Consider the following 23062-nt stretch of genomic DNA (forward strand, 5'->3'; position numbering starts at 1 on the left):
TGCTCGGCAGGAGGGGCAGACCCTGGACACTGTCCGCCCCGTCCCGCTTAGATGCTAGGTTCCAGCTTGAGGTTGAACTCCTTGAGTATCTCGAATGCCGCCGGATCCTTGGGTACCGGCAACTGATTCGCCTTCAGCACCGCCGCCCTGCCGGATCGGCAGACCGCCGGGTCACCCTGACCGTTGTCGACCGAGATGACGAAACCGCTGCTGGCCAATTTGACACCGATAGTACAGGTTTTGCCCCGCATGGTGGGATCCAAAATCATGTAGCGCTCCACCGTGGCCTTGATGAGGGCGGCATATTTATCGACCTCACCCTGGGCAGCGGCCGAGGCGGCCTGACTGCGGGCATTGGCTTCCGCCGCCATCTGGGCCTGCATCTGGGCCTCCAGTTGCGCCTGCAACTTGGCCTCCTCGGCCGCCTTGCGTTTGCGCTCAGCCTCGGCTTTCGCCTTCTTGTCGGCTTCTTCCTTCGCTTTCTTTTCCGCGTCAGCTTTTGCCTTCTTGGCCGCCTCTTCCTTGGCCTTCTTGTCGGCTTCGGCCTTGGCTTTCTTCTCGGCTTCCGCCTTGGCCTTCTTGTCTGCCTCGGCCTTGGCCTTCTTCTCGGCCTCCGCCTTGGCCTTCTTGTCTGCCTCGGCCTTGGCTTTCTTCTCGGCCTCCGCCTTGGCCAGCTTCTGCTGGGCCTCTTTCTGCTCTTGTTCCTTTTTCTTCTTCAGCGCCAGGGCCTTGCTCTCGGCCTCGGCGGCCTTGCGTTCAGCTTCCGCCTTCTGGGCCTTCTGTTCCGCTTGTTTGCGAGCCTGTTCGGCCTGCTCGGCCCTTTCTTCGGCCTGCTTCTGCTCGGCTTGCTTCTTCTGTTTTTCGGCTTCGGCCTTGCGGGTCGCCTCTTCGGCCTCCTTGCGCTTGGCCTCGGCGATGCGCAGCCGTTCCTGCTCCAGTTCCCGGGCCTGCTTGGCCTGATCTACCTCGGCCTTCACCGCCGGCTTGTTCTGTTGCTGGGGCTGCTGTTGCTGGATCTTCGCGGCCTGTTCGGCGAGAAACTCGTCATCCAGCATCACGGCATTGACTATCTGGGCCGAGGAGGCGGGCCGCTTGGGCTTGCTGAAGTCGACACCGACCAGCAAGATGATGCCGATGATCAGGTGCAGCAGCAGCGAGACGATGAGATAACCGGAAATACCACGCTTCACATCCATCTCCGTCAGTTCACCGGATCCGTCATCAGACCGACCTGGGGCACACCCGCATTTTTCAAGGCCACCATCAGCAGGATCACCTCTTCATAGCGCACGGACTTGTCGCCAGCCACCACCACGGGGGCGTTCTGGTTGACCGCAAGATAACCCATGGCCTTCTCGGTGATGTATTGCTGCATCGCCTCCGGGGATCCCGGGGGCACGGGTTCGTCGTCCGCCTCACCGGCCTTGACGACGTATTCACCCTCGGTGTTGACGCTGACGATGAAGGGGGGCTTGGTGTCTTCCGGCAACTGCTCGGACTCTGCCTGGGGCAGATCCACCTTGACCCCCTGGGTGATCACGGGCGTCACCGCCATGAAGATGATGAGCAGCACCAGCATGACGTCGATATAAGGCACCACGTTGATCTCGGCCACCTTCTTGCGCCGGATCCGCTGATAGGTTTGCATTACTGGTCACCCTGCTGCTGAGCAATCTGACGGTTCAAGATGGTGGTGAACTCGTCCATGAAGTTGGCGTAAGCGTTCTCCAGCCGTTCCACCTTGTTGGAGAAGCGGTTGTAGAAGATGACCGCCGGGATGGCGGCAAACAGACCCATGGCGGTGGCGATCAGCGCCTCGGCGATACCCGGTGCCACCATCTGCAGGGTGGCCTGCTGCACCTGACCCAGGGCGATAAAGGCGTTCATGATGCCCCAGACGGTACCGAACAGACCGATGTAGGGGCTGATGGAGCCCACGGTCGCCAACACCGGCAGATTGGATTCCAGATCGTCCACCGCACGGGACAGGGAGACGCGCATGGCACGGTAGGTGCCGTCCATCACCGCATCCTGACCCCGGGCGCCGGCCTTGAGCAGGCGGGCATACTCCTTGAAGCCGGAGTAGAAGATGTCTTCCATGCCTTCGATGTCATCGCGGCGGGACGAGGACTCCTGGTAGAGACGATTGAGATCCACACCGGACCAGAATCTGTCCTCGAATTGCTCGGACGCCAGATTGGCCGCCTTGATCACCTTGGAGCGCTGAATGATCAGAGCCCAGGAGACGACGGACATGCCCATCAGGGTCAACATGACCAGTTTGACCAGCAGGCTGGCTTGCCAGAACAGACCAATAAACGAAATTTCAGCGTGCACTTAACAGCACTCCCTTCACATTTTCAGGTATTGCAACAGGTTTCATCATCGGGTGGCTGACGCAGGCTATCTGTACCATGGCCTGGGTGATCAACCGCCCATCAGCCGCCAGTATCCGCTGCGAGAAGCGCATGGAGGCGCGTTTCACTTCGGTCACTTGCGTCATTACGGTCAGTAATTCGTTGAAGCGGGCCGCCGAGCGGAAATCGATCTCGGTCCGGCTCACCACGAAGGCGATGCCAAGATCGAGCAGGACGTCCTGCTCTATGCCGCCGGCGCGCAAAAACTCGGTGCGGGCCCGCTCCATAAACTTGAGATAATTGGCGTTGTAGACGATGCCCCCGGCGTCTGTGTCTTCGTAGTAGACCCGTACCGGAAACTCAGAGACTTCCCCCATAACAATCTGTGATCCATTCGACAGCCTGATGGGGGGCTATCATAGCGCAGGGGTGCATAGGAAAGAAGCAGGGGGAGACAGGGAAATCCTGTCTCCCCCCGTTTTTATGGCAGGAAGTAAGTGTGTGTCAGCCAGAGCCCATAGAGCAGGGTTGGCCAGGCCAGCCAGGGACAGAACAACAGCCTGCCAATCAGGCTACGGGGATGAAATCCCAGGCCGTGCATCACGCCGCAACTGACGCCCCACATCAGCCAGGGCGCGACCCAGTGGCCGTGCTCGCTGGTGTTGGCCGCCACCAGATTGGGCGCCTGCAAGATGGCGACGGCCAGCAGGGCTGCCGCCAGCAACATCAGGCCCTGCCATGGCTGGCGCTCCAGGGGAGCCGCCAGCCTGGCCAGCCTGTCACTTGTCTTCATCTATCTGGCGATCCAGGTTCTCGGTGTGCTCCAGCCAGAGCGCATTGATGATGCCAAACGCGCAAGCCAGCAACAGACCCAGGATCCAGGTGAAATACCACATATCAGGGCACCTTCTTAGTAGAGCGATTGTTGGTTGTCTTCGATGTGCTGGTTGCTCACCCGGCCAAACATCTTGATGTAGGTCCAGACGGTGTAGGCCAGCACGGTCGGCACCAAGACGACGGCGACGACCGTCATCACCTTGAGGGTGTTGAACGATGCGGTGGCATCCCACATGGTCAGGCTCAGTGACGGCGCCAGGCTGGAGGGCATCACGAACGGGAACATGGAGAAGCCCGCGGTCAGTATGATGCCGGCAATCGCCAGGGAGGAGCACAGGAACGCCAGCCAGCCCTTGTCCAGCTTGGCCGCCACCGCGGTCAGCAGGCTCATGGAGAGGCCCAGTGCCGGCGCGATCATCATCCAGGGATAGAGGCTGTAGTTGTTCATCCAGGCACCGGCCTGACGCACCACTTCCTTGTTCATCGGATTGGAGACCGCATCGGTCGCGGCGGCCTTGACCACCACGAAGCCGTCCATGCCGCTCACCCACCAACCGGCCAGGGCGAACAGAACCAGGGTCAGCAGGGAGCAGAGCATGGCGGCGCTGCGGGAGCGGGCCAGCACTTCCCCTTCGGTCTTCATCATCAGCCAGGTGGCGCCCTGGGTCACGATCATGAACAGGCTCACCAGACCGGCCAGCAGGCCGAACGGGTTGAGCAGGCCGAAGAAGTTGCCGTGGTAGGTCAGCATCAGGAACTGGTTGAAATCAAACGGGACCCCTTGCAGCAGGTTGCCGAAGGCCACCCCGAAGACGACGGGAGGTACGGCGCTGCCGATGAAGAGTCCCCAATCCCAGTTGTTGCGCCACTTGGCATCTTCGCGCAGGGAGCGGTACTTGAAGCCGACCGGGCGCAGGAAGAGCGCCATCAGGGTCAGGATCATGGCGATGTAGAAGCCGGAGAAGGCCGCCGCATAGACCATGGGCCAGGCGGCGAACAGGGCACCGCCCGCCGTCACCAGCCACACCTGGTTACCCTCCCAGTGGGGGCCCATGGTGTTGAGCATCACCCGACGCTCCACATCCTTCTTGCCGACGAAGGGGAGCAGGGCGCCCACCCCCATGTCGAAACCGTCGGTGATGGCGAAGCCGATCAGCAGCACGCCGACCAGCACCCACCAGACCAGACGCAATAATTCGTAATCAAACATGAGTCGATCCTCTTATGCCTTGAGCTGTTCGAAATGATACTTGCCGGTTCTGAGGCTGCTTGGGCCCAGACGCGCGTACTTGAACATCAGGTACATCTCGATGACCAGGAGTACCGAGTAGAACAGGCAGATGCCGATCAGGGAGAACCAGATCTCGGCGGCGGGCACGTTGGAGGCAGACACGAAGGTCGGCAGCACTTCCGCTATGGTCCAGGGCTGACGACCATACTCGGCCACGAACCAGCCGCACTCGATGGCGATCCAGGGCAGCGGGATCCCCCACTGCAGCGCCTTGAGCAGCCACTTGCGCTCACCGATGCGGTGGCGGGTGCTGTCGTAGAAGGCCAGACCGATCAGCACCAGCATCAACATGCCGCAGGCGACCATGATGCGGAAGGCGAAGAACAGCGGCAGCACCTGCGGGATGGAGTCATCCACGGCGGCCTTGACCTGCTCATCGGTGGCGTCGGTCACGTTGGGGGTGTAACGCTTGAGCAGCAGGCCATAGCCCAGATCCTGCTTCACCTCGTCGAAGCGGGCGCGGGTCTCGTCGGACTTGTCGCCGGATTGCAGCTTGGTCAGCAACTCGTAGGCGGTCATGCCGCTGCGCACCCGCAGTTCATGCTCGCTCTTGAGATCCTTGATGCCGGTGACCTGCTCATCGAGGGAGCGGGTGGCGATGATGCCGAGGGCGTAGGGGATCTTGATGGCGTAATCGGTGCGCATCTCATCCTGGTTCGGGATGCCGAACAGGGTGAAGGAGGCCGGGGCCGGGTGGGTGTCCCACTCCGCCTCGATGGCCGCCAGTTTCACCTTCTGCACCTCGCCGGTCTCATAACCGGATTCATCACCCAGGATCAGCACGGAGAGGATGGAGGCCATGCCGAAGGCGGCCGCGATGGCGAAGGAGCGACGGGCGAAGGCCACATCACGGTTCTTCAGCAGGTAGTAGGAGGAGATGCCCAGCACGAACATGGCGCCCGTGGTGTAACCCGCCGCCACCGTGTGGACGAACTTGACCTGGGCCACAGGGTTGAACACCAGATCGGCGAAGCTCACCATCTCCATGCGCATGGATTCGAAGTTGAACTCGGCACCGACCGGGTTCTGCATCCAGCCGTTGGCGACCAGGATCCAGAGGGCGGAGAGGTTGGTCCCCAGCGCCATCAACCAGGTCGCAGCCAGGTGCTGACGCTTGGAGAGACGATCCCAGCCGAAGAAGAACATGCCGACGAAGGTGGATTCGAGGAAGAAGGCCATCAGCCCTTCGATGGCCAGCGGGGCCCCGAAGATGTCGCCGACATAGTGGGAGTAGTAAGCCCAGTTGGTACCGAACTGAAACTCCATGGTCAGCCCTGTGGTAACCCCGAGGGCGAAGTTGATACCAAACAGCTTGCCCCAGAACTTGGTCATGTCCCGGTAGACAGGGTTGTTGGTCATCACATAGACAGATTCCATGATCGCCAGAATGAAGGCCATTCCGAGCGTCAGGGGCACAAACAGGAAGTGATAAAGGGCCGTCGCGGCGAATTGGAACCGCGATAGGTCTACCACATGCTCAGCAATCATGATGTTTCCTCACCGATTATTGGCACGGCTATTTTAGGTGTATTAAGAACAAGGCTTCCGTTGGAGCTCCCGAACCCACAGCGCACAGCGTCACTCAACCACAGCGTCGTTCGGTCACGACCAAAAATTAACAACAAGGCAATAACTGAGAACAAAAAAAGCTAATGTTTAACAAACACAGAACAAGCAAGCCATATTTGTTCTCGCCTATGATGGCCGCCGTTTTATATCATCATTATTTGATTGAAATCAATGTAAAACCGGGGTGTATACATGTGTTTCAAAGGTATTTTTCCACCGAAGACGAACACATTTCGGGAGCAAAATCACATTTTGCGAAAGATTTTAATTTATTGATTTAAATCAATTTTTTAAATGAACGCTGCGGAATGACTCTCCTCTGAAAAATATAATGTCAGCGACACCTGGCTTGATTTATCCCCGAAAGAGCGCCTTGCTTGAAATTCACTGAAAAACCGAGGAAAACGCATGTTCATGCTAAATACCACCCTCGAACTTTTAATTAAAAAAACTAATGCGATTGATGCAATTTTTCTTGTTTGCCCCCCCAGATGACAGCTCCTACAATGCGCCCCGCAGTGAGGGCAATCCCTTGGGTTCAGGCCGGTTAATCAGGGTTCCCTATGCACATTTCATGACCATATTGACTGAACAGGGCAGAGGGAAACCGAGATGAAAAAGTTTGTGACCAAGGCCATCCGCTACTACAAGCTTTCGTTCGTTCAGCTCTATCAAATGAACCGACTCTGAGTCTCGCGACGACTCACCGTTTTTTGTTTGTCCGGCCTGTGCCCGGACGCGCTCACTGTCTGTGAACATCCACCCTGAATTGTCTTTTACGCCCACCGCTCATGCGTGTGGGCTTTTTTTTGTCGACCATGAAAAAACCGCCCCTGGAGGCGGTCCGGTATCGAGTCTGCCATTTTAGGCCTGTTCCGGTCGCTGCAGGCCGAAGTGGGCATAGGCTCGGGCGGTCGCCATCCTGCCTCTTGGGGTACGTTGCAGGTAGCCCTGCTGGATCAGATAGGGCTCCAGCACATCTTCGATGGTGTCCTTCTCCTCACCGATGGCGGCGGCCAGGTTGTCGAGCCCGACGGGCCCCCCCATGAACTTGTCAATCACAGCCAACAATAGCTTGCGGTCCATGAAGTCGAATCCTTCGTTGTCCACGTCCAGCATGTCCATGGCACGGGCCGCTATGGGTCCATCTATTCGTCCGTCGGACTTCACCTGGGCAAAGTCACGCACCCGTCTTAACAAACGGTTGGCAATGCGCGGCGTCCCGCGGGAGCGGCGCGCCACCTCCAGCGCACCGTCGTCGCTCATCTCCAGACCCAGGCAGCGGGCGCTGCGCGCCACTATGTCGGTGAGATCCTTGACGTTGTAGAACTCGAGGCGCTGGACGATGCCGAAGCGGTCGCGCAGTGGGCTGGTCAGGGAGCCGGCCCGGGTGGTGGCGCCGATCAGGGTGAAGGGGGGCAAGTCCAGCTTGATGGAGCGGGCGGCGGGCCCCTCCCCTATCATGATGTCGAGCTGGTAATCCTCCATGGCCGGGTAGAGCACCTCCTCCACCACCGGGCTGAGGCGGTGGATCTCGTCGATGAAGAGCACGTCGTTGGGCTCGAGGTTGGTGAGCAGGGCGGCGAGATCGCCGGCCTTCTCCAGCACGGGGCCCGAGGTGGTCTTGATGTTCACGCTCATCTCGTTGGCCACGATATTGGCCAAGGTGGTCTTGCCCAGACCCGGCGGCCCGAAGATCAGCAGGTGATCCAGGGCCTCGCCGCGCTGGCGGGCCGCCTCGATGAAGATCTCCATCTGGGCACAGACATGGTCCTGCCCGGTGTAATCGGCCAGTTTCTTGGGGCGGATCGCCCTGTCGATGACCTCATCTTCACGGGCGGCCGAGGCCGAGATGAGGCGGTCAGCTTCTATCATCACTTACCTCACACCAAGCTACGCAGGGACTCGCGGATGATGGCTTCCACCGACATGCCCTCCTTGGCAACCTTGCCGACGATCTGGCTCGCCTGCTGGGGCTTGTAGCCGAGGGCCACCAGGGCGCTGGCCGCCTCTTCGCTGGCATCGGGGGCCCGCAGGCTGCTCTCCTGGGCGGGCAGGCTGATGGCGGCCGGGGAGAAGAGGTCGTGACTGACCCAGCCCTTGAGCCTGTCTTTCATCTCCACCACCAGCCGCTCGGCGGTCTTCTTGCCCACCCCGGGCAGCTTGATCAGGGAGCTTATCTCCTCGCGCTCCACGCTCATCACGAACTGGCTGGCGGTCATGCCTGAGAGGATGGCCAGCGCCAGCTTGGGGCCGACGCCGTTGGTCTTGATCAGCTCGCGAAACAGCGCCCGCTCCTGCTTGTGGTTGAAGCCATAGAGCAGCTGGGCATCCTCGCGCACCACGAAGTGGGTCTGGATGGTCGCCTCCTTGCCAAGTTCGGGCAGGTCGTAGAAGCAGCTCATGGGCATCTGTACCTCATAACCCACGCCCCCCACCTCGAGCAAGACCTCGGGGGGATTCTTCTCAATCACAATGCCTCTCAAGCGACCGATCACGGCTTATCTCCTCAACCAACACAGCTAGCAATAAAGTGGCCCTTAGCTTAAATAATTACTGGATAAGTATCCAGCACACTGATGCCCCCTCTCCCCCTGTCCGCCATATGGCAGCAGGATGACGGCGCCGCCGCTGCATTTAGTCACTTATTGAAGATAGAAAATCGCGTTAGGATACGGACCCATGTTAAAATCCGGCCCTTGAATTTACCCAGGGCCCAGCGGCCCGTCTCACGTTAAGGTTCATCGCGATGCGCACCAGCCAATATCTGCTTTCTACCCTCAAGGAAACCCCGTCCGACGCCGAGGTTGTCAGCCATCAGCTGATGCTGCGCGCCGGCATGATCCGTAAACTGGCCTCCGGCATGTATGCCTGGCTGCCGTCCGGCCTGCGGGTACTGAAGAAGATCGAGAACATCGTTCGCGAAGAGATGAACAAGGCGGGCGCCATCGAAGTCTCCATGCCGGTGGTGCAACCCGCCGAGCTGTGGCAGGAATCCGGCCGCTGGGATGATTACGGCCCCGAGCTGTGCCGCCTGACCGACCGCCACAACCGCCCCTTCGTGCTGGGCCCGACCCACGAAGAGGTGATCACCGCCCTGGTCCGTTACGAAGTGAACAGCTACAAGCAGCTGCCGCTGAATCTGTACCAGATCCAGACCAAGTTCCGCGACGAAGTGCGTCCCCGTTTCGGCGTGATGCGCGGCCGCGAGTTCCTGATGAAGGATGCCTACTCCTTCCATATCGACAAGGCCTCGCTGATCGAGACCTACGAGAAGATGCACGCCGCCTACTGCGCCGCCTTCACCCGCATGGGCCTGAACTTCCGTCCGGTGCAGGCCGATACCGGCTCCATCGGCGGCACCGGCTCCCACGAATTCCAGGTGCTGGCCGAGAGCGGTGAAGACTTGATCGCCTTCTCCGATACATCGGATTACGCCGCCAACATCGAGATGGCCGAGGCCCTGGCCCCCGTTGGCGAGCGCGCTGCCGCAACCAAAGCTCTGACCAAGGTCGCCACCCCGGCCGTCCACACCATCGATGAAGTGGCCGCCTTCCTGAGCGTGGCCCCGAGCGCCATCGCCAAGACCCTGCTGGTACTGGCCGAAGCAGACGAGCACGGCAAGCAGGCGGTCATCGCCCTGGTGCTGCGCGGCGACCACGAGCTGAACGAAATCAAGGCCGAGAAGCTGCCGGGTGTCGCCAACCCGCTCACCTTCGCCAATGACGAGCAGATCCAGGCGGCCGCCGGTTGCGATGCGGGTTCCATCGGCCCGGTCGGCTTTGCCGGTCGCATCATCGTCGATCGCAGCGCCGCCCATCTGGCGGACTTCGTCTGTGGCGCCAACGACACCGGCTTCCACCTGACCGGTGCCAACTGGGATCGCGATATCGCCACTTTTGAAGTTGCCGACCTGCGCAACGTGGTGGAAGGGGACCCCAGCCCCTGCGGCCAGGGCAAGCTGCTGCTCAAGCGCGGCATCGAAGTGGGCCACATCTTCCAGCTGGGCACCAAGTACTCCGAAGCCATGAAGGCGAACGTGCTCAACGAAGGCGGCAAGTCCGTCACCATGGAGATGGGTTGCTACGGTATCGGCGTCTCCCGTCTGGTGGCCGCCGCCATCGAGCAGAACAACGACCAGTACGGCATCATCTGGCCGGACGCCATCGCCCCGTTCGAAGTGGCCATCGTCCCCATGAACATGCACAAGTCCGTGCGCGTGGCCGAACTGGCCCAGCAGCTCTACGCCGAGCTCCAGGCCGCCGGTGTGGACGTCTTGTTCGATGACCGCAAGGAGCGCCCTGGCGTCATGTTCGCCGACATGGAGCTGCTGGGGGTGCCCCACGGCATCGTCATCGGCGAGCGCGGCATGGACAACGGCGTGGTGGAATACAAGTGCCGCCGCTCCGGCGAGAAGCAGGAAGTGGCCATCAGCGACATCATCGCCCTGATCAAGGGCAAGCTGGGTCGTTGATCCCCGCCCATGCCCATAAAAAAGCGCGCCAATCGGCGCGCTTTTTGTTTCTGTGTTCTGACGACGGCAACCGGATGACGGAGCTTTTCCTCAGGGATTGCGACCGATAAAGAGATCGGTCACGTGGCAGCTGCTCCTCGCCTCCAGGGCATCGAGCATGTAGGCGGCGGCATCCTCCGGGGTCATGAAACGGCTCGGGTCCACATGGTCCGAGTTGTCCCAGAATTCGCTGCGGATCCCGCTCGGATAGAGGTTCACCAGCCGCAGGGGCGAGCCCTTGAGCTCGGCGCGCAGGGACTCGAGAAAGCCGCGCATCCCCCACTTGGAGGCGCAGTAGAGGCTCTCGTTGGCCTTGCCTACCTGGGCGGCGGAGGAGAGCACATTGGCCAGCACCCCGCCCCGCTCGCCCATGAGGCGCACCGTCTGCTGGGCCACCAGTATGGTGGAGACCAGATTGCTCTCCACCACCCGGCGCACCTGCTCGGCGGTATAGACGCCGACCGGGCCGAACTCCCCCACCCCGGCGCAGTGGATCACCAGATCCGGCAAGCCGCCCCACTGGACGGCGGCGGCGAAGGCCACCTCCACCTCCTCGTGGTGGGCCAGATCGGCGGCGATGCCGATCACCCCCTGGCCGAGCCTGGCTTCCATCTCCTGCAACTTCTGATAGCGGCGACCCATCATGGCCACCCTGTGGCCACGGGCGACCAGACCGCATGTCAGGGCGCGGCCCAGTCCCGAGCCTGCCCCAGTCACTATGATGCTGCCCATCCCCTCATCCTCTCCCTATCAGAAGGTGAACTCGGCACCCGCAAACCAGCCATCGACCCGCTGATCGACGCTGTCGAAGTCCATGTCGACCTGACGCCAGCCGGCGCGCAGCTTGAGCGGCAGGGAGGAGAACTTGTACGCCCCGCCCAGACGGTAGTCGTAGTTGTCGGCATCCTGCACCCGGGCATCGCCGAAGGCGGAGAAGCCGGTGCCCGGAATGCGCAGCTCGGTGCCGGCATAGGCCATCAGCACGTCTTCGTGGTAGGAGTCATTGACTGTGTTGAAGTCCCCTTCGTAACGACGGCCGGTCAGACCCAGGTCAATCTGGAACAGGTCGTTGTTGAACAGGCGGTAGTAGAGGCTGAGATCATAGGCCTGCAGATCGTTGTCGAAGGCACCGCCGCTGGTGCTGAGATCGGAGATCTCGAACTTGGCGTTGGGCAGCAATATGATGCCGTGCTCCAGCTGCAAGTAGCCGCTCCAGTTGTAGTTGTCGTCAAAACCGTCCCGGGTCCCGACCTCGTCGACACGACCGCTGCCCTCGGCATTCCAGATATCGGTGCCGGCGGCGAAGCGCCAGTCATCGGCGGCCATGGCAGAGGTGCTCGTCAGGGCCAGCAGCGCAGCGGCCAACAGTGTCTTTTTCATCATTAAACTCCAGAGAATGCGGGATGAGACCCGCATTTTACCGCGCCAGCCGCCAATACCTAGCAAGATTCTCTAGAACGCGACCGGTTCTGTCCCTGATCAGTGCACCATGCCGGCCATGGGTTCGACCGGCTTCACCGGCAGACTCAGGCCGAGGGCCTGGCCGTTGTCCAGGCTCAGGGTCAGGGGGAAGGGGGTGCCCGGGGAGAGTTCACGCACCTCGAACAGCATGATGTGCAGGCTGCCGGGTTTGAGCACCGCTTCCCCCTTGGCCGGGATCTCTATGCTCTCGACCTGACGCATCCGCATCACGCCATTCTCGTGCAGGTGGGTGTGCAGCTCGGCGCGGGCCACCTCGGGGGAGCTGACGCCGGTGAGCCGGACCGGGGCGTCGCCATCATTTTTCAGCACCATGAAGGCCGCCGTGTTGGGGGTGCCGGGGGGCAGCAGACGCACATAACCATCGACGGCCTCCACCTTGGCCAGGGCGGGGGCGGCCAGTCCCAGGGCCAGCAGGGAATAAAACGCTCGTTTAAACATGGTTGAAATCCTTTTATGATGTGGTCAAACGAAGCAGAGCTTACCCGCAAGGCAAGCTTTTGGCAGCCCCTGACAACAAGGATTCAGACATGGCCCCCACAATTCTGGTCGAGCGGCAGGATGGCCTGCTCACCCTGACCCTCAACCGGCCGGACAAGCGCAACGCCCTCAATACCGAGACCTATTTAGCTCTCACCGACGCACTGCGCCAGGCGGCCAGGGACGAGCAGGTGCATGTGCTGCTCATTCAGGGGCAGCAGGCCTGCTTCACCGCCGGCAATGATCTGACCGACTTCATGGGGAAAGAGAGCCTGGAGGCCGATGATCCCATCTTGCAGTTCCTCCACACCCTGGCCGACTTCCCCAAGCCGGTGATCGCCGCCGTGGGCGGCCCGGCGGTGGGCATAGGCACCACCTTGCTGCTGCACTGCGATCTGGTCTATCTGGCGGACAACGCCCGGCTGCAACTGCCCTTCGTCGAGCTGGGGCTGGTGCCGGAATTTGCCTCCAGCCTGCTGCTGCCCCGCGCCGTGGGCCACCTCAAGGCCAGCGAGTTGCTGCTGCTGGCGCAGGCCATCGACGCCGGGGAGGCGCTGCGCCTCGGGCTGGCCAATCGGGTGCTGGCAGCGGATGACCTGCTCCCCTTCGCCCGGGCACAGGGCTTGACCCTGGCGGCCAAACCGCCCAAGGCGCTGCAACGGAGCAAGGCCCTGCTCAAACAGGAGCTCAAGCAGGCGGTGCACTTTGTCATCGACACCGAGGCCCGCGCCTTCTCCCTCGCCCTGCAGGGAGAAGAAGCCCAGGAGCGCATCGCCCGCAAGCTCGGGCGCACCAACGCTAACAACCGCTAGTTGAGGCGAAAGCGACCGATCAACTCGCAGCCCTGCACCCTGTCCTGTACCTGGATCAGCCTGGCTATCTCGGGATTGGGGTGGCGCTTCAAGAAGCCGAGCAGGGCGGCGCGGCAGCAGCCCAGCTCGCTGATGAGGGACTCGCACTCCCGGTTCGGACACTGGGGCACCAGGGCGGTCACCAGCTCGGCGGCCAGCTTGAGGTAGCGCAGCTCGTAGCTGGGCTCCTCCATGGCGCGCCAGAAATCGGCCAGGCGATGGCAGGTGGCGACGCGCATGCTGGCCAGCTCCTCGAGGTCGATGACAGTCGCCCGGGAGACCAGACCCTCGCCATCGATGACGACGGCCGGTGGCGGCGCCTCCTGGGGGGCCGCTATGGTGCCGAGCGCCTGCTGATAGAGGCAGACGGCCGAGCCCAGGGCGCCCTGGCTCAGGGCGCGCTCGGCTTCGAGCATGTAACGCTGCCAGTGGGCCTGGCGCTGATCCTGGCGGGGGGATGTCTGTGCCATACGTGACCTCCTTCACCTGATATGGGGCTCTCCATGAGAGCCTAAATGAGAATGAATATCAAGCCGACAGAGAGTGCAGGATCTCTGCGCCTTGTCGCCCCCGTCACACTCTTTCGTCGGCATCGTCCCCTCTGCTCCCGCCAGGGGGTAAGATGACGGCAACCTAAGGAAGGGCATGATGCACAATGGAAGTCGGGGCCTGCTGATCGGCCTCTGGGTCACCTTGATGGTGGTGGTCGCCTTCACGGCGCGTCAGTGGGGGCTGGAGAGCCTGCGCCAGCAGGCCAGGATAGACAACGAGCGCCTGGCGGGCCGCCTGCTGATCGAGCTCGACAAGTACCGCCGCCTGCCGGCCCTCATCGCGACCCGCGCCGAGTTGCAGCAGGCGCTGCTGCAGCAATTTCCCCCCTATCGGCTCCACCCCCTGCTGGAGCAGTACAACGAGATCCTGGGCACGGATGCCATCTACCTCATGACGGACAAGGGGGAGGTGATCTCCGCCAGCAACTGGCGCCAGTCCGACAGCTTCGTCGGGGACAACTACCACTTTCGCCCCTATTTCCGCCAGGCGATGCAGGGCAAGCCCGGCAGCTACTTCGCCCTCGGCCAGCGCTCGGGGCGGCGGGGCTACTACTTCTCCTATCCGGTGCAAGATGGCGATCGCCGCCTCGGCGTCGTGGTGGTCAAGGTGGCGCTCTCCCTCATCGACGAGCGCTGGTCCAGCAACAGCCTCGACTACCTGCTGACCGACGAGTACGGGGTCGTCTTCTTCGCCTCCAGGGCCGAGTGGCTCTATCGCCCCCTGGTGGCCCTGGACGGGCCGACTCGCCAGACGCTGGCCGAGGAGCGCAAGTATGGCGACAAGCTGGGGACCCCCTTGAGCGATCTCCCCTCCCTCGGCCTGCTGCGCAGCCAGGACGAGTGGCACTGGGGTCAGGGTTATCTGTTCACCGGCACCGCCATGCCGAGCGCCGGCTGGTATCTCTATACCCTGGAGCCCCTCCATGACTTGCGCCCCATCATCGCCAAGGCCCTGGCCAGCTTCGCCCTCTTCTCCCTGCTGGTGCTGATGATCTGGCTCTACTGGCGCCAGGTGCTGCTCGGCCGCGCCCGTCTCGCCCGCCTCAACAACCGGCTGGAGCACAAGGTGAGTCAGCGCACCCGGGCCCTCTCCACCAGCAATCAGGAGCTGATCGCCACCATCGACAAGTACCGTCAGACCCAGCGCGAGCTGGTCGACACCCAGGAGCAGCTGGTGCAGACCGCCAAGCTGGCCCTGCTCGGCGAGATGTCCGCCAGCATCAACCACGAACTCAACCAGCCCCTGGCCGCCATGCGGGCCTATGGCGAGAATGCGTTGCAGCTGCTCGACAGGGGCCGCATCGACAGCTGTCGCGACAACCTGGTGCAGATCAACGGCCTCAACCATCATATGAGCGAGCTGGTGGCCCGCTTCAAGGTGTTCGCCCGCAAGGGGGAGCAGACCCTGCAGGCGGTGGCGCTGCAACCCGTGATCCACGCCAGCCTGGCCCTGCTCCACAGCCAGATGATCAAGCAGGGGCTGCTGGTGGAGACCCGGCTGCCGGCCGAGCCCCTCTATGTCCATGCCGATGCGGTTCAGCTCGAGCAGGTGCTGGTCAATCTGCTGCACAACGCCCTTCAGGCCTGCGCCGGCGTGGCGCCGCCCCGGGTCTGGCTGGAGGTGGAGACAGAGGCCGATCGGGTGACCATCGCCGTCATCGACAACGGCCCGGGCCTGGCCGTCGAGGCCAGGCAGCTGTTCGCCCCCTTCTACACCACCAAGTCCAAGGGACTCGGCCTCGGGCTCACCATCTCCCAGCGCATCATCACCGCCTTCGGCGGCCAGCTGACGGCGAGCAATGACCCGGACCGTGGCGGCGCCCGCTTCACCATCAGCCTGCCCGAGGCCAGGCCCGGCCCGAGGCATTTCCCATGAGCCGCCGCGCCCGCCCCCAGGCGCGTCCGGCCTCCCCCGCCCGCTCGAGGAGAGCCCCATGAACCAAGTCATGCTGATCGACGATGAACACCACCTGCGCCTCTCCCTCGGCCAGACTCTGGAGCTGGCCCAGTGGCAGGTCACCACCTTCGCCAGCGCCGCAGAGGCCCTGCCCCACATCAGCCCCCAGTGGCCCGGCATCATCATCAGCGACATCAACATGCCCGGCATGAACGGCATCGCCCTGCTCGAGGAGGCCATGAACCGCGACGCCGAACTGCCGGTGATCCTGCTCACGGGGCACGGAGACATCTCCACCGCGGTCCAGGCCATGCGCCTGGGAGCTTACGACTTCATCGAGAAGCCGTTTGGCACCGAGCAGCTGCTGGAGGTGGTGCGCCGGGCCTGCGACAAGCGGCGCCTGGTGCTGGAGAACCGGGAGCTGCGCAGCGAACTGGAGGCCCAGAGCGGGCCCGGGCCCCGCCTGCTCGGCGCCCACCCGGCCATCAAGCGGTTGCGCCAGCTCCTCACCCACATCAAGGATGCCCCCGCCGACGTGCGGATCATGGGGGAGACGGGGAGCGGCAAGGAGCTGGTCGCCCGCTTCCTGCACGACCATTCGGTGCGTGCCGCCGAGCCCTTCGTCGCCATCAACTGCGGCGCCGTGCCCGAGACCATGATGGAGAGCGAACTGTTCGGCTTCGAGGCCGGCGCCTTCACCGGGGCCCAGAAGCGCCGGGTAGGCAAGATTGCCTGGGCAGACAGGGGCACCCTCTTTCTCGACGAGATAGAGAGCATGCCGATGGCGCTGCAGATCAAGCTGCTGCGGGTGCTGGAGGACCGCAAGGTCGAGCCCCTCGGCACCAATCACCCCATCCCCCTGGACATCAGGGTGCTGGCGGCCAGCAAGGTGGATCTGAAGAAGCTGGTGGAGCAGGGCGCCTTTCGCGCCGACCTCTATTACCGGCTCAATGTGGTGCGGGTGGATATCCCCCCATTGCGCGAGCGCAAGGAGGACGTGCCCCTCCTGTTCGAGAACTTCCTGCGGGTGGCGGCCACCCGCTATCAGCTGGCGCCGCCCCGGATCGGGGCCGAGCAGCGGGCCTGGCTGCTGGCCCACGACTGGCCGGGCAATGTGCGCGAGCTGCGCAACCTGGCCGAACGCTGCGTGCTGCTGGGGGAAGAGGGGGCCTTCGCCGACCTCAGCCTGGGGCGCGAGGCCCTGACCCTGGCCGAGCAGGTGGATCGCTTCGAGCGGATACTGCTGACCGATACCCTGAGCCAGCACAGGGGCCGGCTCAAGGAGGTGCAGGAGAGCCTGGGGCTGCCGCGCAAGACCCTCTACGACAAGATGCGCAAGTACGGCCTCGACAAGCAGGACTACAAGCTCGGCGAGGAGGGGGCGGACTAGCCAGCCCCGGTTTCGCCCGCCGGATCCCCCCGCCCCATGGGGGGAAGATCACCCGGTCCGGGGGGCGGATGGGGGGATTTCCCCCCTTTTTCCCGGGCAGCCTCCCTCCCCCACCCCGCCCGAGCCCTCGCCGTTAATGAAATGCTGCCTGTTTGTGAGCATTGGCATGCAAGTTGCGATGTCAGGTGGCAATGACCCGCACTCACACACAAGGAAGAGAGACATGACATTTCACCTCCGTACCCTGACCGCCGCCCTCACCCTGGCGCTCGGCCTCTCCTCGGCCATCGCCGCCCCCATCGAACTCAAGTTCTCCCACGTGGTGGCGGAGAACACCCCCAAGGGCCAGATGGCGACCCACTTCAAGCAGCTGGTGGATGAGCGCCTCCAGGGGCAGGTGGAGGTCAAGGTCTACCCCAACTCCCAGCTGTTCGGCGACGGCAAGGAGCTCGAAGCCATGCTGCTCGGCGACGTGCAGATGATCGCCCCCTCCCTCTCCAAGTTCCAGAAGTACACGGATCAGCTGCAGATCTTCGACTTGCCCTTCCTGTTCAATGACATGGCCGCAGTCGACCGATTCCAGCAGGGCAAGGAGGGGCAGGCCATGCTGGGCTCCCTCGAGAAGTACGGCCTGGTGGGCCTGGGCTATCTGCACAACGGCATGAAGCAGCTCTCCGCCAGCCAGCCCCTCAAGACCCCGGCGGACGCCAAGGGCAAGAAGTTCCGCATCCAGACCTCGGACGTGCTGGCCGCCCAGTTCGAGGCCATCCATGCCGTGCCGGTGAAGAAGCCCTTCGCCGAGGTGTTCACCCTGCTTCAGACCAAGGCTATCGACGGCCAGGAGAACACCTGGTCCAACATCTACTCCCAGAAGTTCTTCGAGGTGCAGCCCTATATCACCGAAAGCAACCACGGGGTGCTGGATTACCTGATCGTCACCAACGCCGAGTTCTGGAACGGCCTGCCGGATGGGGTCCGCAGCGAGCTGAAAAAAGCACTGGATGAGTCGGTCGCCTACGGCAACAAGATTGCCGCCGAGAAGGATGGCGAGGACAAGGCCGCCATCTTCGCCTCCGGCAAGAGCCAGCTGGTCACCCTGACCGACGCCGAGCGCAGCCAGTGGGTCGAGGCGATGAAGCCGGTCTGGCAGCAATTCGAAGGGGCCATCGGCAAGGCGCTCCTCGACGCCGCCGTCGCCGCCAACCAGCCCTAAGCCAGCCAGCGGCGCCCGACGTCTGGGCGCCGCCCGGAGGATCCCATGAAAAAACTCGTCTATCAGCTGGAGGAGGCCATCATAGGCCTGCTCCTGGTCAGCACCACCCTGCTGGTCTTCATCGAAGTGGTGATGCGCTTCTTCTTCGATACCGGCCTGCTCTGGGCCCAGGAGCTGACCCTCAACCTCTGTGCCTGGATGGTGCTGTTCGGCGCATCCTGGGGAGTACGGGTCGGCGCCCATATCGGGGTGGACGCCTTCATCAAGGTACTGCCCGCCCATTGGCAACGACGCCTCACCCTGCTGGCCGTGGGCCTGTGCCTGGTCTACTGCGGCTTCTATTTCTACGGTGCCTGGATCTACCTGGCCAAGCTCAAGGCGATAGGCATCGAGATGGAGGATCTGCCCATCCCCCGCTGGCAAGCCATGAGCATACTGCCCATCGGCCTGGCCCTGCTGTTCGTCCGTTTCCTCGGGGTCGGCGTCATGGTGTGGCGCGGCCAGATGCAGGGCTTCGCCCTCGCCGATGAGGCCAGGGAGAGCATGCACCTCATCGACCACGACCCGGATCAGAAGGTATAACCACAATGGCAACACTGACCCTCTTTACCCTGCTGATCCTCTCCATGTTGCTCGGCATGCCCATCGCGGTGGCCCTCGGCCTCTCCAGCGTCACCACCATACTGCTCTTCTCCAACGACTCCCTCGCCTCCCTGGCGCTCAAGTTGTTCGAGGCCACCTCGGAGCACTACACCCTGCTCGCCATCCCCTTCTTCGTGCTGTCGTCCGCCTTTTTGTCGACCGGCGGCGTGGCCAAGCGGATCATCAACTTCGCCATGGACTCCGTCGGCCACATCCGGGGCGGCCTCGCCATGGCGTCGGTCATGGCCTGCATGCTGTTCGCCGCCGTGTGTGGCTCCAGCCCGGCGACCGTGGCCGCCATCGGCAGCATCGTCATCGCCGGCATGGTGCGCTCCGGCTATCCCCAGGCCTTCGCCGCCGGGGTGATCGCCAACGCGGGCACCCTGGGGATCCTGATCCCTCCCTCCATCGTCATGCTGGTCTATGCGGCGGCGACCGAGGTCTCGGCATCCCGCATGTTCATGGCCGGCTTCCTGCCGGGGCTCATGATGGGGGGCCTCATCATGGTGGTCATCTATGTGGTGGCCCGCATCAAGGGGCTGCCGAGCCAGCCCTTCCCCGGGGTCTTCACCCTGCTCGGCAGCGGTGGCAAGGCCCTCGGCGGCCTCTTCCTCATCATACTGGTGCTGGGATCCATCTACGGGGGCATCGCCAGCCCCACCGAGGCGGCGGCGGTGGCGGCGGTCTACGCCTTCTTCATCGCCGTCTACGGCTATCGCGACATAGGCCCCCTCAAGGGGTGGCCTGGCGCAACCAGGGGGAGTCCCTGCTCGCCGCCAGCCTGCGCAACCTGGTGCTGCTGCCCCTCTCCCTGCTCAGGTCTCCCTTCGACCGCGAGGTGGGCCATGTGGTGCGCGACGCCGCCAAGGTGAGCATCATGCTGCTGTTCATCATCAGCAACGCCATGCTGTTCGCCCACGTACTCACCTCGGAGCGGATCCCCCATGCCATCGCCGAGGCCATCATCGCCTGGGGCCTGCCCGCCTGGGGCTTCCTCATCGTGGTGAACATACTGCTGCTGCTGGCGGGCAACGTCATGGAGCCTTCGGCCATCGTGCTGATCATGGCGCCCATCCTGTTCCCCATCGCCACCCAGCTGGGCATAGATCCCATCCACCTGGGGATCATCATGGTGATCAACATGGAGATAGGCATGCTGACCCCGCCGGTGGGGCTCAACCTGTTCGTGACCGCGGGCATCACCGGCCAGAGCATGGGCTGGGTGATCCGCGCCTGCCTGCCCTGGGTCGGCTTCCTGCTGCTGTTTCTCATGCTCATCACCTATGTGCCCCAGATCACCCTGTTCCTGCCGGAATACCTGGACGGGCCCAGTCTGGCGCTGCCCTGACCGGCAATCCGTCCGTCAGCCAATGAAAAGCGCCACCCCTGGGGTGGCGCTTTCCATGGCGATCAGGGCGCGCCTTCGCGCCGCGGCGGTCAAGGCCCCTTGCTGCGGCACTGCTTGCCGGGATAACCGGGCAGATCCCGGGCCGCCTGGGTGCAGGCGAGCCGCTTGGCCTGCTGCAGGCGCGCCGTCAGGTTCTCCCGGGTCACCGGCTGCCACTGCATCTGCTGGCCGAGCCAGCTGGCCCAGGCAAACTCGACGAAGTAGACCTGCTTGTTCTTCTGGAAATAGCCGGCATCCTGCAACAGGCCCGCCAGGGTGCGGTAGGGGTAGTCGGGCAGGGCGTCGATGCGGCCTGGCAACTGCTCGGGCCTGATGGGCTGGCCCCGCTCGTCCTTGAGCCAGGCCCAGTGATTGTGCTGCATCTGGCTCCAGAAATGGCGCTCGTCCTGCAGGCGGGCGATCACCTTGACCCTGGCCTCCCTGACCCTGGTCTGCCACAGGGCCCTGGTGAGATGATGCCGGTCCACCAGCCAGTAGCCGCCATCCGGGGCGATGACGACGGGGATCTCCTTCTTCTTCATGTAGCCGTCGAGCTGTTTCTCGCGCTTGCCCGCCAGCTTGCGCGCCGTCTCCTCCACCTGCAGCTGGCCTATGCCCGCCTGGGTCGGCTGCAGCGCGGCGATCGCCACCTGGCACCAGCTCCCCACCCGGGTGTCGGGCTGACACGGCTCCAGCGCCCAGGCCCCCTGACTCAACAACCCCAGCATCCACCATCCTAGTTTCATCCTACCCCCCAGCCGATCCCGTTCACACCCAGATAAAAAGGGCCCGTGCCAGCCCTGGTCGGCGCTGGCGGTCTGACCAGCAATGGGGATATCATGTTTTCCCACCGGCAGGCGAGCACTTGTCGCCGACTTTTCTCCCCGCTTCACATTAAGGATCTGACCATGACAGGATGGCGCCCCTTGCTGTTACTGCTGGCCATGGGTGCTGCCCAGGCCGCCGATGTCCCGCCCGATGCCAGACTCGCCGCCGAGCAGACTGTGGTGCGCCACCTCAAGGATGAGCCCAGCAGCCTGAGCCCCCTCAAGCTGGTCGGCCTGCCCGAGTTGCAGGTGGTGCGGGACCTGTTCGAGGGGCTGCTGACCCAGGGCCCGGATGGCAGCGTGCAACCCGGGGTCGCCCAGTCATGGCACAGTGACGACAACCAGCACTTTCGCTTCCAGCTGCGCCAGGACGCCGCCTGGTCAAACGGGGATCCGGTCACGGCCCACGACTTCGTCCATGGCTGGCGCCGGCTGGTCGATCCCAAAGAGGCGGCCACCTTCGCCTGGTTCGCCCAGCTCGCCCATTTCGAGAACGTGGACAAGATAGTGGCCGGCGAGCTGAGCCCGGAGCGGCTCGGGGTCGAGGCCATCGACGACCACACCCTCGAGGTCAGCCTCTCCCAGCCCGTGCCCTATTTTCTCAACCTGCTGACCCACCCCAGCCTCTCCCCCCTGCACGCGGCCAGCATGGCGCAACACGGTCAGCAGTGGACCCAGCCCGGCAAACTGGTCGGCAATGGCGCCTTCGTGCTGGCGGACCGGGTGGTCAACGAGCGGCTCGATCTGGTGCCCAATCCCCACTACTGGGACAGGGCCCATACGGTGCTGACCAGGGTCACCTTCCTGCCCATCAACCAGGAGAGTGCTGCCACCAACCGCTATCTGGCGGGGGATATCGACATCACCGAGTCCTTCCCCAAGGAGCAGTACGCCAGGCTGATCAGGCAGATCCCGGGCGAGGTCCATACCCCGGAGCAGCTGGGCACCTACTACTACGCCTTCAACACCCGCCAGCCTCCCCTCGACGACGTGCGGGTGCGCAAGGCGCTCTCCTATGCCATCGACAGGCGGCTGATCGCCGACAAGGTGCTGGGCACGGGGGAGAAACCCGCCTACCACTTCACCCCGGACGTGACCGCCCACTTCAGCCCCAAGTCCAACCCGCTCTCGACCCTGAGCCAGGAGGCGCTCGATGCCCAGGCCAGGCAGCTGCTGGCCGAGGCCGGCTATGGCCCCCAGCGCCCCCTGACCCTCACCCTGCTCTACAACACGGCCGAGGTGCACAAGAAGCTGGCCCTGGCCGTGGCCAGCATGTGGAAGCAGAAGCTGGGCGCCCGGGTCGAACTCACCAATCAGGAGTGGAAGAGCTACCTCGACAGCCGCCAGAGCGGCCAGTTCCAGGTGATCCGCTCCTCCTGGGTGGCCGACTACAACGACCCCTCCGCCTTCCTCGAACTGTGGCGCAGCAGCAACGGCGGCAACATGGCCCGCTTCGCGAACCCGGGCTATGACGCCCTGCTGGATCAGGCCTCCCGCGACACCAGCCAGGCCAGTCGCGGCCAGCTGTTCGATCGGGCCGAGACCCTGCTGCAGGAGCAGGCCCCGATAGCCCCCCTCTACCAGTACACCAATGCCAGGCTGATCAAGCCCTGGCTCAAGGGCTACCCCATCAACAACCCCGAAGACGTGGCCTACAGCCGCCAGCTCTATCTGCTCGCCCACTGAGCAGGCCCCAGGTGACCGCCGGGGCGCGGTCACCTGCCCCTGCCAGAAATGGCGTCATTTTTGTCCTGTACCCGGCGGCCATTACGCCATAA

General features: G+C 63.2%; 24 protein-coding genes. 9 read left to right on the forward strand and 15 right to left on the reverse strand.

Annotated elements, in window-relative coordinates:
* Positions 1-47: 47 nt before the first annotated feature.
* From tolA to ruvA, 10 genes are all read right to left on the reverse strand, one after another.
* Positions 48-1196: a cell envelope integrity protein TolA gene (gene tolA / locus ACLHZ1_RS02390; protein WP_427260824.1), complete on the reverse strand. Its 1149-nt coding sequence runs from the start codon at positions 1194-1196 to the stop codon at positions 48-50.
* A gap of 5 nt (positions 1197-1201) precedes the next feature.
* Positions 1202-1648, reverse strand: a complete 447-nt coding sequence (gene tolR, locus ACLHZ1_RS02395) for a protein TolR (protein WP_427260825.1) — start codon at positions 1646-1648, stop codon at positions 1202-1204.
* Positions 1648-2337 (reverse strand): protein TolQ, encoded by a 690-nt coding sequence (gene tolQ / locus ACLHZ1_RS02400; RefSeq protein ID WP_427260826.1) that lies wholly within the window; start codon positions 2335-2337, stop codon positions 1648-1650. The genes tolR and tolQ overlap by 1 nt, the downstream gene beginning before the upstream one ends.
* Positions 2327-2734, reverse strand: coding sequence for a tol-pal system-associated acyl-CoA thioesterase (gene ybgC / locus ACLHZ1_RS02405; RefSeq protein WP_427260827.1), 408 nt, complete (start codon positions 2732-2734; stop codon positions 2327-2329). The genes tolQ and ybgC overlap by 11 nt, the downstream gene beginning before the upstream one ends.
* Before the next feature lie 104 nt (positions 2735-2838).
* Complete coding sequence (locus ACLHZ1_RS02410) at positions 2839-3084, reverse strand: cyd operon YbgE family protein (RefSeq protein ID WP_427260934.1); 246 nt, start codon at positions 3082-3084, stop codon at positions 2839-2841.
* 52 nt (positions 3085-3136) lie between these two features.
* Entirely contained in the window at positions 3137-3253 is a 117-nt protein-coding gene (gene cydX, locus ACLHZ1_RS02415; protein WP_005331536.1) for a cytochrome bd-I oxidase subunit CydX, read from the reverse strand.
* Between the two features lie 14 nt (positions 3254-3267).
* Entirely contained in the window at positions 3268-4404 is a 1137-nt protein-coding gene (cydB, locus tag ACLHZ1_RS02420; protein WP_427260828.1) for a cytochrome d ubiquinol oxidase subunit II, read from the reverse strand.
* A 12-nt stretch (positions 4405-4416) separates the two neighbouring features.
* Positions 4417-5973, reverse strand: coding sequence for a cytochrome ubiquinol oxidase subunit I (locus tag ACLHZ1_RS02425; protein ID WP_427260829.1), 1557 nt, complete (start codon positions 5971-5973; stop codon positions 4417-4419).
* A gap of 945 nt (positions 5974-6918) precedes the next feature.
* Entirely contained in the window at positions 6919-7929 is a 1011-nt protein-coding gene (gene ruvB / locus ACLHZ1_RS02430) for a Holliday junction branch migration DNA helicase RuvB (RefSeq protein ID WP_408794223.1), read from the reverse strand.
* 8 nt (positions 7930-7937) lie between these two features.
* Positions 7938-8552, reverse strand: coding sequence for a Holliday junction branch migration protein RuvA (gene ruvA, locus ACLHZ1_RS02435; RefSeq protein ID WP_042002205.1), 615 nt, complete (start codon positions 8550-8552; stop codon positions 7938-7940).
* A 251-nt stretch (positions 8553-8803) separates the two neighbouring features.
* Here ruvA and ACLHZ1_RS02440 point away from each other — a divergent pair, with 251 nt between their 5' ends.
* Complete coding sequence (locus tag ACLHZ1_RS02440; RefSeq protein ID WP_427260830.1) at positions 8804-10528, forward strand: proline--tRNA ligase; 1725 nt, start codon at positions 8804-8806, stop codon at positions 10526-10528.
* Positions 10529-10618: 90 nt separating this feature from the next.
* Here ACLHZ1_RS02440 and ACLHZ1_RS02445 read toward each other — a convergent pair whose 3' ends face one another.
* The 3 genes from ACLHZ1_RS02445 to ACLHZ1_RS02455 form a co-directional block, all read right to left on the reverse strand.
* A complete protein-coding gene (locus tag ACLHZ1_RS02445) occupies positions 10619-11299 on the reverse strand; it encodes an SDR family oxidoreductase (RefSeq protein WP_427260831.1) in 681 nt (226 codons plus the stop codon).
* 18 nt (positions 11300-11317) lie between these two features.
* Positions 11318-11947, reverse strand: coding sequence for a TIGR04219 family outer membrane beta-barrel protein (locus ACLHZ1_RS02450; RefSeq protein ID WP_427260832.1), 630 nt, complete (start codon positions 11945-11947; stop codon positions 11318-11320).
* A 99-nt stretch (positions 11948-12046) separates the two neighbouring features.
* The gene (locus ACLHZ1_RS02455; RefSeq protein ID WP_427260833.1) at positions 12047-12487 is read right to left on the reverse strand and encodes a copper chaperone PCu(A)C; all 441 of its coding nucleotides are present in this window, start codon (positions 12485-12487) and stop codon (positions 12047-12049) included.
* Positions 12488-12576: 89 nt separating this feature from the next.
* Here ACLHZ1_RS02455 and ACLHZ1_RS02460 point away from each other — a divergent pair, with 89 nt between their 5' ends.
* The gene (locus ACLHZ1_RS02460) at positions 12577-13338 is read left to right on the forward strand and encodes an enoyl-CoA hydratase (RefSeq protein ID WP_427260834.1); all 762 of its coding nucleotides are present in this window, start codon (positions 12577-12579) and stop codon (positions 13336-13338) included.
* Here ACLHZ1_RS02460 and ACLHZ1_RS02465 read toward each other — a convergent pair.
* Positions 13335-13847 carry a DUF2753 family protein gene (locus ACLHZ1_RS02465; RefSeq protein WP_427260835.1) on the reverse strand — a complete coding sequence of 171 codons (513 nt, stop codon included), beginning with the start codon at positions 13845-13847 and terminating at the stop codon, positions 13335-13337. The genes ACLHZ1_RS02460 and ACLHZ1_RS02465 overlap by 4 nt on opposite strands.
* A 178-nt stretch (positions 13848-14025) precedes the next feature.
* Here ACLHZ1_RS02465 and ACLHZ1_RS02470 point away from each other — a divergent pair, with 178 nt between their 5' ends.
* From ACLHZ1_RS02470 to ACLHZ1_RS02495, 6 genes are all read left to right on the forward strand, one after another.
* On the forward strand, positions 14026-15804 hold the full coding sequence (locus tag ACLHZ1_RS02470; RefSeq protein ID WP_427260836.1) for an ATP-binding protein: 1779 nt from the start codon (positions 14026-14028) through the stop codon (positions 15802-15804).
* Between the two features lie 58 nt (positions 15805-15862).
* Positions 15863-17215: a sigma-54-dependent transcriptional regulator gene (locus tag ACLHZ1_RS02475; RefSeq protein ID WP_427260837.1), complete on the forward strand. Its 1353-nt coding sequence runs from the start codon at positions 15863-15865 to the stop codon at positions 17213-17215.
* 223 nt (positions 17216-17438) lie between these two features.
* Positions 17439-18428, forward strand: coding sequence for a TRAP transporter substrate-binding protein (locus ACLHZ1_RS02480; protein ID WP_427260838.1), 990 nt, complete (start codon positions 17439-17441; stop codon positions 18426-18428).
* Positions 18429-18473: 45 nt separating this feature from the next.
* A complete protein-coding gene (locus ACLHZ1_RS02485) occupies positions 18474-19010 on the forward strand; it encodes a TRAP transporter small permease (RefSeq protein ID WP_427260839.1) in 537 nt (178 codons plus the stop codon).
* A gap of 5 nt (positions 19011-19015) precedes the next feature.
* A complete protein-coding gene (locus ACLHZ1_RS02490) occupies positions 19016-19942 on the forward strand; it encodes a TRAP transporter large permease (RefSeq protein WP_427260840.1) in 927 nt (308 codons plus the stop codon).
* A gap of 5 nt (positions 19943-19947) precedes the next feature.
* Positions 19948-20418, forward strand: a complete 471-nt coding sequence (locus tag ACLHZ1_RS02495) for a TRAP transporter large permease subunit (protein WP_427260935.1) — start codon at positions 19948-19950, stop codon at positions 20416-20418.
* Between the two features lie 89 nt (positions 20419-20507).
* Here ACLHZ1_RS02495 and ACLHZ1_RS02500 read toward each other — a convergent pair whose 3' ends face one another.
* Entirely contained in the window at positions 20508-21203 is a 696-nt protein-coding gene (locus ACLHZ1_RS02500; protein ID WP_427260841.1) for a ParB-like protein, read from the reverse strand.
* A 162-nt stretch (positions 21204-21365) separates the two neighbouring features.
* On the opposite strand from ACLHZ1_RS02500, the gene ACLHZ1_RS02505 reads away from it, so the two are divergent.
* The gene (locus ACLHZ1_RS02505; RefSeq protein WP_427260842.1) at positions 21366-22970 is read left to right on the forward strand and encodes a peptide ABC transporter substrate-binding protein; all 1605 of its coding nucleotides are present in this window, start codon (positions 21366-21368) and stop codon (positions 22968-22970) included.
* The last annotated feature ends 92 nt before the right edge of the window (positions 22971-23062 follow it).

This window comes from Aeromonas sobria (genome assembly GCF_050266975.1).
GTDB lineage: Bacteria > Pseudomonadota > Gammaproteobacteria > Enterobacterales > Aeromonadaceae > Aeromonas > Aeromonas sobria_B.

Bases quoted from the DNA above. Each gene is read 5' to 3' on its own strand.
- ACLHZ1_RS02470 (WP_427260836.1), top strand. From the start codon at position 14,026: ATGCACAATGGAAGTCGGGGCCTGCTGATCGGCCTCTGGGTCACCTTG.
- ACLHZ1_RS02480 (WP_427260838.1), top strand. From the start codon at position 17,439: ATGACATTTCACCTCCGTACCCTGACCGCCGCCCTCACCCTGGCGCTC.
- ACLHZ1_RS02445 (WP_427260831.1), bottom strand. From the start codon at position 11,299: ATGGGCAGCATCATAGTGACTGGGGCAGGCTCGGGACTGGGCCGCGCC.
- ACLHZ1_RS02485 (WP_427260839.1), top strand. From the start codon at position 18,474: ATGAAAAAACTCGTCTATCAGCTGGAGGAGGCCATCATAGGCCTGCTC.
- ACLHZ1_RS02495 (WP_427260935.1), top strand. From the start codon at position 19,948: ATGCTGCTGTTCATCATCAGCAACGCCATGCTGTTCGCCCACGTACTC.
- ACLHZ1_RS02465 (WP_427260835.1), bottom strand. From the start codon at position 13,847: ATGGCACAGACATCCCCCCGCCAGGATCAGCGCCAGGCCCACTGGCAG.
- ACLHZ1_RS02455 (WP_427260833.1), bottom strand. From the start codon at position 12,487: ATGTTTAAACGAGCGTTTTATTCCCTGCTGGCCCTGGGACTGGCCGCC.
- ruvB (WP_408794223.1), bottom strand. From the start codon at position 7,929: ATGATAGAAGCTGACCGCCTCATCTCGGCCTCGGCCGCCCGTGAAGAT.
- ACLHZ1_RS02440 (WP_427260830.1), top strand. From the start codon at position 8,804: ATGCGCACCAGCCAATATCTGCTTTCTACCCTCAAGGAAACCCCGTCC.
- ACLHZ1_RS02460 (WP_427260834.1), top strand. From the start codon at position 12,577: ATGGCCCCCACAATTCTGGTCGAGCGGCAGGATGGCCTGCTCACCCTG.
- ybgC (WP_427260827.1), bottom strand. From the start codon at position 2,734: ATGGGGGAAGTCTCTGAGTTTCCGGTACGGGTCTACTACGAAGACACA.
- ACLHZ1_RS02490 (WP_427260840.1), top strand. From the start codon at position 19,016: ATGGCAACACTGACCCTCTTTACCCTGCTGATCCTCTCCATGTTGCTC.
- ACLHZ1_RS02450 (WP_427260832.1), bottom strand. From the start codon at position 11,947: ATGAAAAAGACACTGTTGGCCGCTGCGCTGCTGGCCCTGACGAGCACC.
- cydB (WP_427260828.1), bottom strand. From the start codon at position 4,404: ATGTTTGATTACGAATTATTGCGTCTGGTCTGGTGGGTGCTGGTCGGC.
- ACLHZ1_RS02425 (WP_427260829.1), bottom strand. From the start codon at position 5,973: ATGATTGCTGAGCATGTGGTAGACCTATCGCGGTTCCAATTCGCCGCG.
- ACLHZ1_RS02505 (WP_427260842.1), top strand. From the start codon at position 21,366: ATGACAGGATGGCGCCCCTTGCTGTTACTGCTGGCCATGGGTGCTGCC.
- cydX (WP_005331536.1), bottom strand. From the start codon at position 3,253: ATGTGGTATTTCACCTGGATCCTGGGTCTGTTGCTGGCTTGCGCGTTT.
- ACLHZ1_RS02500 (WP_427260841.1), bottom strand. From the start codon at position 21,203: ATGAAACTAGGATGGTGGATGCTGGGGTTGTTGAGTCAGGGGGCCTGG.
- tolA (WP_427260824.1), bottom strand. From the start codon at position 1,196: ATGGATGTGAAGCGTGGTATTTCCGGTTATCTCATCGTCTCGCTGCTG.
- ACLHZ1_RS02475 (WP_427260837.1), top strand. From the start codon at position 15,863: ATGAACCAAGTCATGCTGATCGACGATGAACACCACCTGCGCCTCTCC.
- tolR (WP_427260825.1), bottom strand. From the start codon at position 1,648: ATGCAAACCTATCAGCGGATCCGGCGCAAGAAGGTGGCCGAGATCAAC.
- ACLHZ1_RS02410 (WP_427260934.1), bottom strand. From the start codon at position 3,084: ATGTTGCTGGCGGCAGCCCTGCTGGCCGTCGCCATCTTGCAGGCGCCC.